This is a genomic window from Fictibacillus gelatini DSM 15865 (assembly GCF_000430745.1).
Taxonomy (GTDB): domain Bacteria; phylum Bacillota; class Bacilli; order Bacillales; family Fictibacillaceae; genus Fictibacillus_A; species Fictibacillus_A gelatini.
In genome coordinates this window covers 1-12,995 of sequence record NZ_AUMP01000055.1, presented here as the reverse complement: position 1 = coordinate 12,995, position 12,995 = coordinate 1, and the positions used below count along the sequence as shown (strand labels likewise).

Sequence of the window (12,995 nt, the reverse complement as noted above, 5' to 3'; positions counted from 1 at the left end):
TAATGACGCCGTTTGGATCAGGCTCAAAATTTTTCAACTGATTTTTGATCGATGTTAAAATGGCTTCATAATCTTTAATGAACGATTCAAAATAAAGCAAAAACGAAAGGTGGCACTCCTGATAAAACGAACGGATCGCCTGCCCCGCCTTTCCCTTAAGGGAATCTTCGAGTGAAATGATCCCCTTCACCGCAGCCTTTGTCTGTTTGATTTGTTCGCTCAACGATCGCAAATACTTCTCGGTGTCACTGATCGATTGGTTAAACGCTTCGACATCCAATACCTTCATGACATCACCCCTTATCGTTGGCCGTTGAAGCTAGTTTTTCGTCCATTTCCCGTATCGATTGGACGGCCTTCTCTGTCGCTTTTTCATTTTCCAGCAGTAACGTTTGGTACGATTGGACAATATCACGTAATGATTTATTTACTTCCTTTAATTTGGTTATTGCATCCAGGACGTTGCTTCCTTTTTTAACAGGAGCGAATGAGGGCTGCTGGGGCGGAACGGCCGATTTTAAACGTGATAACGCTTGTTCGATATCCCCGTATACCATTTTGATTTCACTCATAGCCGGCACTCCTTTCGCTGTTGTTCTTTTAACTCGGACAACTGTAATTGTTGAGAGGAGATCGAATAAAGAGTCAAGTCGATGTCCATTTGTACGGTTTGGATCCGGTTCTTTACTTGTTCGAGTGCGTGATGAAGCTGATGGTTTAAAAGTTCGCGATAATTCGATTGAACCTTTTTTTTACGAATCGCATTGAAACCGTCCGCTAAATTTCCGTGCCACGTCTTTGAACCGAGTTCCGGCTTCCTGCATAAGCTGTCGTTCTGTTCAAAGGCATTCTTACATTCTATTAATTCCTTCTTGCAGGTATTCAGACGCTCCAACTCTTCCTGCAATTTATTTACATGGCTGTGCGCTGCCTGTATCGATACGCTTAATCTCGCAATTTCGGTTGTAAAAGGAGCAACCGGCTCAAGTCTCATAACATCACTTCCTATTGGAATTCTCTACTATATTATTTTAAATCGAAATGGAATTTTGCCTAGTACTATCTTTTTCTAGTACCTTTTGATATTCTTCATTTACCATTTTTCGTACAACCAAGGAGGCTTATTCTTGAATAAAGCAGGTAAATGGTTGAAGTTGTAGAAATGAGTAAGCTGTAGAAAATTGAATGATATAAAGGTGGGAGGTTCATGTGTTAATAAAACCAGAGAAATTACAACCGGGAGATTGTGTTGCAACCGTAAGTCCTTCATGGGGAGGGGCAGGCGATCCCGAACTGAGATGGCGATATGAGCAAGGCGTAAAGAGATTAGAGGAAGTGTTTGGACTAAAAGTGGTCCCTATGCCAAATAGTTTGAAAGGCGGGGATTATCTTTATCAACATCCGCAAGCTCGTGCGGAAGATTTGATGACCGCATTTCAGGATAAACGCATTAAAGGCATCATTGCCAATATTGGCGGAGAAGATAGCATTCGCTTGCTTCCTTATATTGATTTTGATGTGATCCGTGATAACCCGAAAATTTTTATGGGTTACTCTGATGTGACAATTTCCCATTTATTTTGCCTTAAAGCGGGAATTTCTTCTTTTTATGGCCCGGCCATTTTAACCGATTTCGCCGAAAATATTGAGATGGATCCATATACGATTGAAATGGTGAAGCGAACGTTGTTTTCAAATCAGGTGATTGGTGAAATTCAACCGGCTAAAGAATGGACAAGTGAGCGTCTAGAATGGATCGAAGGGAATAAGAACCGGCGGCGGACGATGCGGCAAAATTCAGGCTACGAAGTGCTTCAAGGCACAGGTATAGCACAGGGACGTTTGATCGGAGGCTGTATTGAAGTACTTGAGTTTGCGAAAGGAACAGAACTTTGGCCTGATAAAAAATATTGGAACGACAGCATTCTCTTCTTTGAAACATCAGAGGAGAAGCCGGAACCGGATTATATAAAGTATTGGCTGCGAAATTATGCTGTTCAAGGCATTCTGCAAAAAGCGAATGGAATCATTTTTGGCAAACCGCAAGACGAGACGTATTACGATGAGTATAAAGAAGCGATTCAAACCGTCATGAAGGAATTCCATTTGGAGGATTTGCCGATTCTTTATAACTTGAATTTTGGCCACACCGAACCGAAATTTATTTTGCCATATGGAGCGCTGGCAGAAATAAATTGCGAGAAGAAGACGTTCACGATTTTAGAAAGTGGAGTGGAATAACTCTTTAAAAAATATTCCGGATTGCCTTCGGTTACTTAAAAAAGGTTGCATTTCATTAATCAGACATTTTTATTTTAAGAACACCTCGTTAGATCTGGAGGAAAAACGATCACGAATTGTTACATCATTTAAAATGATTTCGTTCTCGGACAATTAGTGCTCTTATTTGGACAATAAGTCATCCGGTTTAGACAATAACATCTTACTTTTGGACAATAAATGAAAAATATACTCATTTTATTGTCCGACTGAGTCCATTTATTGTCCGATGGAATCGATTTATTATCGGAAATCCACTGTTTATTGTCCAAATGCCATAAAAACAGCACCACTACTGGAGAAATTTGCTCCTGTTCTTATTTTTTTCAGGTGAAAGAAAATAAGTGCTTTCATAGTTGAAGGGGCACTGAACTCCCTGGGATAATTTCACTACTATACTGACTTAAGAACCCCTGGCGCCTAAGAAGGCACCAGGGGTTCTGGATCTGCTTTTAACTTAAAGTAGGTTTGTATTTTGAGCGAGGAATATTCTTACCCAACGTTGGCACGATGAAATTTTCGTTCATTAATAATGAATTATAATAGTTCTATATACCCTTCTGTTCCATTCAACCTGATTCTTTGCCCATCCTTGATCAGCTTTGTCGCATTCTCCACTCCGACAATTGCCGGCAAGCCATATTCACGTGCAATAACTGCTCCATGGGTCATCAGTCCGCCAACTTCGGTGACCAGGCCTTTGATGGATACAAACAATGGGGTCCAGCCAGGGTCGGTAAAGGCGGTTACCAAGATATCTCCCTCTTCTAAATCCGCATTTTCCATATTTAAGAGAACACGTGCTCTCCCTTCGATCACGCCGGAAGATACAGGCAGGCCTAGAATTGCATCGGACGGAAGGTTTTCTCGTTTGTACGCACCGGAGACTATTTCGCCATCAGACGTGATCACGCGTGGCGGAGTTAGTTTTTCATAGAGTTGATACTCGTCTTTTCGTTTGTCGATGATTTGGTCATCGAGTTTATTTGTGCGAACGACTTCGCGAAGTTCTTCAAACGTGAGATAGTATATATCTTCTTTTTCTCGTATTACGCCCACTTGTACAAGCTTTTCCGCTTCTTTCAGCAAAGCCTGCTTGTAAACAAAGTAGCGATTAATCATGCCATATTTGGGATATTCTCTAAACCCGCTGAAATTCCGGATCAGGTCGATCATTCGTTTCGTTTCTTTTGCTTTTTGTTCACCATCCGGCAATTGCTTCAATCGATCTAATAATTCTTGTTCTTTTTTTAAAGCAACGCGCCGTCCTTGCTCAAATTTCCGACGGCTGGCATTAGGCTCAACGTTTTCGATGTTGTTTAAAATCAAGGGGATAAGTGCGGTTGGCTTTTCGCTCCAGCGCGCTTTCGTTATATCGATTTCTCCCGCACATCGCATTCCGTATTTGTTGAGATAATCATCGATCGCTTTTTTGGCTTCCTGTCCGCCATTCAACTTGGAAAGTTCATCCAAAAAGTCGTCATCTTTTGCATGCTGTAAATACTCAATTACTTCCGGGTAAGGACGAATCACATCCGCGACGTCCAATAGGGCAAGACCCATTTCCGAAGTAATATTGTTTGGCACAGATTGAGAAAGCACATCTGCTGCATTATTTTCACCTAACCACTTGTTCATTTTTTCATTGATCCAAGCTGAAGCATTCATAGCAGCCATAATCACACCTATGCTTTGTGGATTAAATAAAATCTTCTTTAATTGTTGGATATCTTCAAGAATAAACTCAAATAAATCCGGTCCTGATTTCGTTTGGATGTTTTGTTTTAACTCTTCTATCGAAATTTGGCTGCGCTTAATTAAATCAGAAACAATTGTCGGATCGTTTTCAATTTGCCCTTGATCCCCCGCAAACCGCATAACATTATTTCTTTTACCGGGACTCCGTTCATTTTTGTCATTGGACAACGGTTTTATAAAATCTCCTCGCTCAATTATGGTCATAAGTGCATCTTTTATAAGCGGTTCGGACCCGCCTATCGTATTTAATAAAGCTTCTCTGCTGTCAGGTGAAGCGAGATGATGTGTAACATCGACAAACAACCTTCCGCCAGCTTTATGCATAGGTGCAGAAGTCGTTAACAGAAAAAAAGACAACCCCAGCGGTTTCATTGGATCGGTCATCATTTGCTGGTGACCGACAGACACGTAAACGCGATTTTCCCCGGTCTCCTCTTCTGGAATCGGGAAAAGAGTAGTGATTGGCCGACTCTGGACAATATAAAATGTATTGTGGGCCAAACACCATTCGATATCTTGTGGCTGGCCGAAAAATGCTTCGATCTGTCTTCCGATGCGTGCCAGTTGCAAAATTTGTTGGTCAGTAAGCGTTTGGGCCTTTTGCTGATCGGGATCAACCTGCCGTGTTTCGGTTCCGCCTTGTTTTCGTCCATAGATGGCCAATTTTTTGGTGGCGATCCTCTTTTCGACGATTTTCTCTTCTTGCACCTTATAACCATCGGCAGATACCCGGCCGGAGACGAGGGCCTCTCCTAGTCCAAAACTGGCATCGATCGATAGCAGCTTTCGATTGGAAGTGATCGGGTCAGCCGTAAATAAAATCCCTGAAGCGCTCGGGAACACCATCCGTTGAACGATAACGGATAAATGCACCTGTCTGTGGTCAAATCCATTTTGCATACGGTAAATTACGGCTCGATCCGTAAAGAGGGAAGCCCAGCATTTGCTGATGTGCCGCAAAATCGCTTCTTTTCCGTTGATATTTAAATAGGTGTCTTGCTGGCCGGCAAAAGAGGCATGTGGCAAATCTTCAGCTGTCGCGCTTGAACGCACGGCATAAGCATGTTCCTCGCCCAACTGGGTGAGATAGCGGCTAACCGCGCCCGATACATCGGAAGGAATTTCTGCTTTCATAATGATTTTCCGAATCTTCCCGCTGATTTCGCCAATTTGATCTCGATCCTCTGCTTTTAACGGTTTCAGTTGATCTAGTAATTGATGAAGTTCTTCATTTTTCCCAATGGCTTTTTTATACGCTTCAGTGGTAACACAAAATCCTTCTGGCACTTGTATTCCATGAATCTTCGAAAGTTCCCCTAAGTTCATCCCTTTGCCGCCGACAAGCATTTGCCTCGTTTTATCAATCTCCTGAAACTCCAGTACATATGGTTTCATTACTTTCCCTCCCATTTATCGCTTAAGTACCAGGACAAAAATCGTTCATCTGATCCACCCATTACGCTGCCTACTCATTTCTTCTTCTGGCGAAGTTTCATGCCCACACCCCTTTTAAAAAAATAAAAGTAAGGATTGACTGTTATGGACTTTATGTTGTATAATTAAAATAGGGATATTTTATACAAAATTAATAAACGGTGCATATCTATTTAAATTTACCACAGTATCTTGTTTTTATCAATCTAATTACACTCCCATCATTGTTGCAAATTCAAAAAACATTTTAGGAGTCAAATGACCCACAACTGATAAATTCGGATCCAAAACGTAAGGAAATCCTAATAGCAAAAAGGGCGTCCTTAAAAAAGTATAGAAGCTGGTGAAAATCGAAACGCTTTTCACCAGCTTCTTTTTTTGCCAAAGTGGACAGGCGGATGCCCGCCACTTTCAATAGGCTGAATGCGGGTACCACCATCCGAACTCGGCCCGAACCATCATTTTGTTTATACAAGAGGAGCAGGCATTATTTGGCGGCTCCTTAATCGAATCTATTGGAAACTTTTACACACTCCAGTTTTTCTCAATAAATTGAACGGCAGGCTGTAAATTGGTTTGGTTTGCAATTTCAATGACAGCGGGAACTACGGCGGGGTCTGTTTTGGAAAAGTTAGGGATCTTTGGATCTAACCGAAAAAAACGTTTTCCAAGAAGATTAGAACTGACCATGGATTCATAGTACCCATTTCCGCCAGCAATAATTTGAAGAAATGGAAGTAACGGTTCATTGGGCGATCGGTCCAAAATGACTCCCCAATTTGGAGGAAGGTCCTTTAGATTTTCGGGGCGGATGTCATTTGCACTCACCATCCCCCACCCTCTTGTATCTCTTCTTAACTGCGTCGGAGCCTCACCTGTTCCAATGGATAATACTGCAATTTGATTCAATGGCACTTTGGCTTTACCTACAGCAAACGCGATACTGGCTGTACTGGGATTAGTTGCTACGACATACCCATCCACGTAGTTTTGATAGGCTCGTTGCGTCGCGGGAGCACCGCTGCTCCGCAGGATGACATCACTCGCCTTCTCATTCAAATAGGGGGATCCGGGAAAGTTGTGGAATAACACAGGAGTCCAGCGATTCAGCTCCGGTGAATACAAGTGAAATGAAGGGACTACGATTCGTTTTTTTAAGTTTTTGAGACGAAGATCTGATGGAAAAAATGCACGTATCGCTTTAATGAAGCCCGTATAGGGCAATTGCTGATTAAAAACAGGCCCACCCGGCCGGGAAACGCTGAATGCCGGCAGGATTCTTTTCTTAAAATACTGGAACGTCTCCTTCGGTGATCTTCCACTTGCTAATGCAAGGGCAGTGAATGAACCGATTGAATTCCCCGAAAACACATGGGTACGGCTAATTAATTTTGGATATTGCTGAACGAGCCTGTTCAAAAGCTGTAAACTTAAAGCCCCCAGGGTGCCTCCTCCATCAAAGGTAATGATCCGATATTTTGTCAAAGGCGCTTCTCCTTTCTCATCAGATTTCAAGTATCCATTTAGTATATGTTGATCTCGTTTGGACAATGAAATGTTTGACCGACAAAAAGGAATTTTGCCGCCATCATATAACCTGACGAATAGCTTTCTTTTCATTATTCTTCTGTTTAGAGCGATACGATTGACTCAGGTACCTTTATTTTTTAAAATTACTTATCGGAAAATTCGGACAATGTTTCACGTGAAAATGGTTCTATAAACGCTTGATGCAGCTCCTTTGCCTTCTCTATCATGGAATCATTATAAGCAAGAACGTGTACTGTTTTTATAATTTTTTACCGGATACGCTCAATCAAAGACTCACCGTCATTGTGCGGCGAGTTGACCAGCGCGCTTACCTCAAATGCCTCCATTTGTTCAGAATCATACGGCAACAACAGACTTTTAAGGACATCCGAATCCTCAATGCTTCGATCAAGCCAGATGGCCTCCTTTTCTTTCGGCAAAATGACGGGCATGCGATCATGAATGCCTTTCATTAATTGATTGGGCGCCGTCGTGATAATTGTGCATGAAGTGATCACCTTATCTTCTTGCTGCCATCTATCCCACAGTCCCGCGAACGCAAATGGTTCACCGCTCTTCAATTTGATCCTCATTGGAATCTTCTTGTCGCCGCTCTTCTTCCATTCATAAAACGAGTCTCCGATCACCAGACACCGCCGTCTCTTCAATAGACGTTTAAACGCCGGCTTCTCATCGACCGTTTCGCCCCTTGCATTCATCATTTTATAGCCAATTTTCGGATCATTTGCCCAGGATGGAACGAGCCCCCATCGTAAATATCCGGCTTTATTCCGCTCCCTGTCACATACAACCGCCAGAATTTCCTGGCCCGGCGCAATGTTGTATCTTGGCGTTAAATCAAACATATTCATTATCGAAAAACGCTCCGCAATTTCTTTCGGGTTTGAAAAAAGAGTAAACCGTCCGCACATAGAATCACCTTTCTCAAAGAGATCGTTTTATGATTTCGAATCCCCCAGGTCTTCCCCTTTGATAAAGTCGACAAAAGCTTTTACGATATTGAGCTCCATCGATTCCTTATGATAAAACATCCACGTCCGTCTTAATATTGGCTCTCCTTCTTTATTGGTGATGTCAATCGTATGGATATCCTTAACATCATCCAGAATCATGCTTGGGATAATGGAATAGCCTAATCCATTGACGATCATATCTTTGCACGTCTCCGCTTTATCCACTTCGATACTTGTATAAGGCGGTTGCTGGAAGTTCTCGGCCCACCAGTTGTCAATCACCGCTTTGAGCAACAAATCGGTATGGTAATCAATTCTAGGCTTGCCCGGCAAATCGTTCATATCAATTTTTTCTTTCGAGGCGATACATATCGTTTCTTCAAGCAGGAGCTGTTTTTCATCCGGCCAATTATAGTCTCCGCGAATAAAAGCAACGTGGACTTCCCTGTTATACAGCAAATTGATCATATCTTTGCCCCACCCTGTCGTCACTTTGAATTCAACATCAGGGTATTGATCTTTAAACCGTTTTAATACAATCGGGAGCTTGTGGTGGGTGAAGGTATTCGAAACCGCAAGTCTCAGTGTTCCCATCACGTTTTGGCCCATATTCAGCAACGTTTCTTTCGCTGTTTCAATTTTTTGTAAAATTTCCTCCGCCACTTTTGCCAGGTATTCTCCCTGGGGTGTAAACTGCACCCCTCTTCTTCCCCTGATGACGATTTGAACGCCAAATTCTTTCTCAATTTGCTGCAGGCGATTCGTCAATGTCGGCTGTGAAATATATAAGCTTTCCGCCGTTTTCGTAATGTTCTTCTTATGGTATAGCACTTGTAAAATAATCCAGTCACGATGATCCATGCCGTCTCCTCTTTTAGACATCAAGTTTTTTGATGGTAAAATGAAAATAATTCGTATTTTACCTATCTCTATAAGTATATTATAGTTTTCTTAGATGGATTGGAACATTTCCCTGCTCAAACAACATCGAGGAAGAAGGGTTTTTCAATGAGGGAAGGTACTATTTTTTCGCGTAATATAAAATTCATTGTCATAAGCGGCATTGGAGGTTTTCTCCTTTCATTGACAGGCATGTGGATGATTGGGACTTTGCTCGTGGCAGCCTTTCTTTCGTTTCGGCGCCCTCCATGGTTATCGCTCCCGGGCAAGCAAAAGGGGCTAAACCCCTACTTTCTCAGAATTGGGCAATGCATTTTAGGCATTGAACTTGGCCAAAAAATCAATCTGTCTATTGTCCATATTTTTAAAGAAGATTGGTTGATCATTATTGTAATCCTGCTTTTGTCGATTCTTTTTTCCGTGCTTTCCGGCTTCATTCTCTGGAAATTTAGTCGGACGGATATGCTGACAAGCTTTTTTGGAACGGCCCCTGGCGGATTGTCGGCGATGCCTGGAATCGCGGAAGAGGTAGGCGCAAATACCGCTGTTGTCAGCATTATTCAGACGATGCGTGTTTTTCTCGTTGTCTTGACGATCCCTTTGATTGCATCAACGTTGATCGCAAGTCCTGCTGGCCACACATCTAGCGCTGCCACTGGAATCCCGGCATTTGAACTGAGCCACATTCTCTGGACGATCGTTCTCGCTTTCGTCGCATGCGGCGGGGCCTTAATTGGAAAGCGGCTGAAATTTCCCGCTCCGTGGCTAGTCGGGGGCATGGCAAGTGTGGCGATTGTCCAATCTGTCAGTTCCTCCATTGTCGGTCATGACATCGTTTCGTGGTGGCCGCATAGCCTGATCGTAGTCGCTCAAATTTTGATGGGATCGAGCATTGGCTCCCGTTTTCATAAAAATATGCTTGCAGGGTTAAGAAAAACATTGGTTGTCGCATTATTGGGCACGCTTGGCCTCATTGCCGCCATGTTAGGCTGCGCGTTCGTTGTTTCAAAGCTGACCGGTATTACTTTTGTCACCGCGGCATTGGCATTTGCGCCCGGCGGCGTTGCAGAAATGGCGACAATGTCTGTCGTGCTTCACGCCGATTCAACATTGGTCGTGGCGGTGCAAGTGATCCGCATCATCTCGGTTTGCATTATTTTGCCTCCGCTTTTCACCCTGATTCACCATTACGGTACACGGAAAGGCATGGGGTCTCATGCGTAATTCATAAAAAATGGCTAGAGACGACATGGGGACAGCCCTGAATTGGTTGGTTCGTGGGAAAATTTTCAACATTAAAGCCACCCGTAACATTAATGGGTGGCCTTTTTCTAGAAACCAACGTTACTGATTTTGTTGATTTCTAAGCTGCTGTTCTCCCATGGAGACAAGGCGTTTAGTCATCGCGCCTCCGACAGCACCGTTTGCTCGCGCGGTTGTATTTGCACCAGGCTGAACTCCAATCTCATTGGCTATTTCTTGCTTCATCTGGTTCATAGAATTTTCTGCTCCAGGTACCAAAAGTTTGTTGTTTCTTGCCAAGATACATCACTCCCCACGAGTATTGAGCAATCACTTGCTCTTTTTTAAGGTAACCGAATCGATGGGAAGCCATACATTTTTCCCCAATCAGGACTTACTGTTAACAAAGGAAACGATTAAGCTTAGACATCGTTCATTACCTTTTTGTAACCTTATTAATATCCTTCTCCAAAAGAGTATTTTCCAACTAAAATCCAATTGGTTTGACTGATCTATTTTTCTCTGATAATATAAAATCGTTTTTAAATTGTTCCAATCATCCGATGTTTGGAGGTTTACTTGTCTATGGGATTAAAAAAAGCGATGCGTTCATCATTGGTTGATCAAGTGGTCAAGCAATTGGCCTCATTAATCGAATCCGGCCAATGGCCGCTCAATGAAAAAATTCCGCCTGAGCCTGAACTCGTCGAACAGTTGGGCGTCAGCCGAAACACGATCAGGGAAGCCGTCCGCGCTTTAATCCACACAGGCATGCTTGAAGCACGTCAAGGGGACGGTACATACGTCCGGTCCCAAACCGATTTTGGGGCTGCCATGGAGCGCCGGCTGCAAAAGTCCGATTTGCTGGAAATAATGGAAGTTCGCTCTTGCTTAGAACGCGAAGCGGCGAGATTGGCTTCCTTAAGGCGAACATCAGAAGACATAGAGCTTTTGCGCGACCGTTTGGCGAAGAGAGATGATGCTTTAAAGAAAAGCGACAATCTTCAAGAGCATGTCAAAGCGGATATAGAATTCCACCATACTGTCGTTAGAGCAAGCCATAATAGCGTGCTTATTGATCTTTACCAGCATATGTCAAATACGATCCAGACATCGATTATCAGCACGATGAACGGGGATGCCGATTTGACAGAAAAAAATACGAATGCTCACCATCAGCTTGTCGAAGCCATTATTAACGAGGACCCGGAGGCTGCAGAAGAAGCGGTTTGCGCCAACATCGAGATAGCATCGCAGATTGCGTTATTACAAGAAAATAGAAAGGAGGTTGAGGATGAACATGAACGTAAATAATAACCTCGCAAAAGAAACGACACGCGGGAACGATGTTTGGCTCATTATCGGAATTATTCTTCTTGCCACGAATTTCCGGCCTTCATTGACTTCCGTCGGCCCCCTGGTAAACAACATTCGCGATGATTTGCATTTATCAAATAGTGTCGCTGGCTTAATTACGACAGTGCCGCTCATTGCTTTTGCCATCATGTCACCGCTTGCACCGAAGTTAGGCCGAAAGTTTGGCAGCGAACTCGTATTATTTTTAGCGCTGATTTTCCTGATTATCGGATTGCTTATTCGTTCATCAGGATCGAGCGGCCTATTGTTTGCCGGAACCGCCATCATTGGCCTTGCCATTGCCGTTTGTAACGTCTTATTGCCCGCGCTCATTCAACAGAAATTTTCTAAAAAAGTTGGATTGATGACGGGATTATATACGTCTGCACTTGGAACATTTGCCGCGCTGGCGTCGGGAATCAGCGTCCCTCTTTCTCACGGTTTAGGATCCGGCTGGAGAGGCTCGCTTGTTTTCTGGGCGGTCTTAGCTGCGGCTGCGGCAATCATATGGATCCCGCAGCTTCGGAATCGTGAGAAACCGAAGAACATAAATATGACAGAGGCTAAAGAAGTATGGCGCTCGCCGCTCGCCTGGCAAGTTACTTTGTTTATGGGGCTGCAATCATTAGGTTTTTATGTGACGGTCACCTGGCTGCCGGCTATTCTTCATGACAGGGGGCTGAGCGTTTCAACCGCAGGATGGACCCTTAGTTTATTACAATTTATCAGCCTTCCGGTAAGCTTTCTCGTTCCTGTTCTCGCTGCCCGTTTGTCCCATCAAAAATGGCTCGCTGCGATGACAAGCTTTTGTTATATTGCCGGGTTTGGAGGATTAATGATTGGATCCAAGCCACTTGTAATCATGTGTGTCATCTTTCTTGGCCTCGGCCAAGGAGCGGCACTCAGCCTGGCGCTTTTACTATTTGGCTTACGGACAAAAAGTGCCCATCAAGCGGCAGAACTTTCTGGCATGGCACAATCGATCGGTTATCTTCTTGCAGCTGTAGGGCCAATTTTGTTTGGCTATCTCCGGGACGTAACACATACGTGGATCACGCCTCTATTATTTATCGTCATCACAAGTGGGCTTATGCTCATCTCCGGAATTGGCGCTGGCCGAAACAAAGTTGTGGGGGACAGTCCAGAGTCTGGAGAGTACTTGAAAGCATATAGATAAACAGCAAGACCTTCTAACAATTGCTGAAAGCCTTTTTGGCAGAATAGAAGAAAAACCTGAAAATTACATTCAACGGTTTAAGACGAATTTCAACTTACCTCTTCTGGTCAATTTAGCCGCCTTTATGAAAATGCCTTCCGCTATTAAGAGCGGAAGGCAGCTTTATTTGATGGGATTTGCGATTCTTTTCTATCACCCTTCATCACGTCAATCAACCGCCCGCAGTCATATTATAATCTTAAATAAACAATCCACCATGCAAAGCGGAAAACCAATAAAAGAGTCTTTGCCATGAAAAATTGTCCTATACGCACGCTATTGGACGGATTTTCGACTTTGGGCCA

Annotated in this window: 12 protein-coding genes; 4 read left to right on the top strand and 8 right to left on the bottom strand. The window is 43.4% G+C overall.

Going from position 1 to position 12,995, the window contains the following annotated elements:
- The 3 genes from H538_RS0117280 to H538_RS0117270 form a co-directional block, all read right to left on the bottom strand.
- Positions 1-289: T7SS effector LXG polymorphic toxin (locus H538_RS0117280; RefSeq protein ID WP_026678667.1), on the bottom strand; the 289-nt coding region annotated here is incomplete at its 3' end.
- Positions 290-293: 4 nt separating this feature from the next.
- Positions 294-572 carry a YwqI/YxiC family protein gene (locus H538_RS0117275; protein ID WP_026678666.1) on the bottom strand — a complete coding sequence of 93 codons (279 nt, stop codon included), beginning with the start codon at positions 570-572 and terminating at the stop codon, positions 294-296.
- Positions 569-994 (bottom strand): YwqH-like family protein, encoded by a 426-nt coding sequence (locus H538_RS0117270; RefSeq protein ID WP_026678665.1) that lies wholly within the window; start codon positions 992-994, stop codon positions 569-571. The genes H538_RS0117275 and H538_RS0117270 overlap by 4 nt, the downstream gene beginning before the upstream one ends.
- Before the next feature lie 215 nt (positions 995-1,209).
- On the opposite strand from H538_RS0117270, the gene H538_RS0117265 reads away from it, so the two are divergent.
- Positions 1,210-2,241 (top strand): S66 family peptidase, encoded by a 1,032-nt coding sequence (locus tag H538_RS0117265; protein WP_026678664.1) that lies wholly within the window; start codon positions 1,210-1,212, stop codon positions 2,239-2,241.
- Between the two features lie 576 nt (positions 2,242-2,817).
- Here H538_RS0117265 and ppsA read toward each other — a convergent pair.
- From ppsA to H538_RS0117245, 4 genes are all read right to left on the bottom strand, one after another.
- On the bottom strand, positions 2,818-5,433 hold the full coding sequence (ppsA, locus tag H538_RS0117260; RefSeq protein ID WP_026678663.1) for a phosphoenolpyruvate synthase: 2,616 nt from the start codon (positions 5,431-5,433) through the stop codon (positions 2,818-2,820).
- 564 nt (positions 5,434-5,997) lie between these two features.
- The gene (locus tag H538_RS0117255) at positions 5,998-6,957 is read right to left on the bottom strand and encodes a patatin-like phospholipase family protein (RefSeq protein WP_026678662.1); all 960 of its coding nucleotides are present in this window, start codon (positions 6,955-6,957) and stop codon (positions 5,998-6,000) included.
- Between the two features lie 314 nt (positions 6,958-7,271).
- Entirely contained in the window at positions 7,272-7,934 is a 663-nt protein-coding gene (locus H538_RS0117250; RefSeq protein ID WP_026678661.1) for an SOS response-associated peptidase, read from the bottom strand.
- Between the two features lie 27 nt (positions 7,935-7,961).
- Complete coding sequence (locus H538_RS0117245; RefSeq protein ID WP_026678660.1) at positions 7,962-8,837, bottom strand: LysR family transcriptional regulator; 876 nt, start codon at positions 8,835-8,837, stop codon at positions 7,962-7,964.
- A 147-nt stretch (positions 8,838-8,984) separates the two neighbouring features.
- Here H538_RS0117245 and H538_RS0117240 point away from each other — a divergent pair, with 147 nt between their 5' ends.
- Positions 8,985-10,100, top strand: coding sequence for an AbrB family transcriptional regulator (locus H538_RS0117240; protein WP_026678659.1), 1,116 nt, complete (start codon positions 8,985-8,987; stop codon positions 10,098-10,100).
- A gap of 120 nt (positions 10,101-10,220) precedes the next feature.
- On the opposite strand, the gene H538_RS0117235 is transcribed toward H538_RS0117240, so the two are convergent.
- Positions 10,221-10,418: an alpha/beta-type small acid-soluble spore protein gene (locus H538_RS0117235; protein ID WP_026678658.1), complete on the bottom strand. Its 198-nt coding sequence runs from the start codon at positions 10,416-10,418 to the stop codon at positions 10,221-10,223.
- Between the two features lie 285 nt (positions 10,419-10,703).
- On the opposite strand from H538_RS0117235, the gene H538_RS0117230 reads away from it, so the two are divergent.
- Both H538_RS0117230 and H538_RS0117225 read left to right on the top strand, forming a co-directional pair.
- Positions 10,704-11,432 carry a FadR/GntR family transcriptional regulator gene (locus H538_RS0117230; protein WP_035351351.1) on the top strand — a complete coding sequence of 243 codons (729 nt, stop codon included), beginning with the start codon at positions 10,704-10,706 and terminating at the stop codon, positions 11,430-11,432.
- Positions 11,413-12,651: a CynX/NimT family MFS transporter gene (locus H538_RS0117225; RefSeq protein WP_322786417.1), complete on the top strand. Its 1,239-nt coding sequence runs from the start codon at positions 11,413-11,415 to the stop codon at positions 12,649-12,651. The genes H538_RS0117230 and H538_RS0117225 overlap by 20 nt, the downstream gene beginning before the upstream one ends.
- The last annotated feature ends 344 nt before the right edge of the window (positions 12,652-12,995 follow it).

Bases quoted from the DNA above. Each gene is read 5' to 3' on its own strand.
- H538_RS0117275 (WP_026678666.1), bottom strand. From the start codon at position 572: ATGAGTGAAATCAAAATGGTATACGGGGATATCGAACAAGCGTTATCA.
- H538_RS0117270 (WP_026678665.1), bottom strand. From the start codon at position 994: ATGAGACTTGAGCCGGTTGCTCCTTTTACAACCGAAATTGCGAGATTA.
- ppsA (WP_026678663.1), bottom strand. From the start codon at position 5,433: ATGAAACCATATGTACTGGAGTTTCAGGAGATTGATAAAACGAGGCAA.
- H538_RS0117250 (WP_026678661.1), bottom strand. From the start codon at position 7,934: ATGTGCGGACGGTTTACTCTTTTTTCAAACCCGAAAGAAATTGCGGAG.
- H538_RS0117245 (WP_026678660.1), bottom strand. From the start codon at position 8,837: ATGGATCATCGTGACTGGATTATTTTACAAGTGCTATACCATAAGAAG.
- H538_RS0117240 (WP_026678659.1), top strand. From the start codon at position 8,985: ATGAGGGAAGGTACTATTTTTTCGCGTAATATAAAATTCATTGTCATA.
- H538_RS0117230 (WP_035351351.1), top strand. From the start codon at position 10,704: ATGGGATTAAAAAAAGCGATGCGTTCATCATTGGTTGATCAAGTGGTC.
- H538_RS0117225 (WP_322786417.1), top strand. From the start codon at position 11,413: ATGAACATGAACGTAAATAATAACCTCGCAAAAGAAACGACACGCGGG.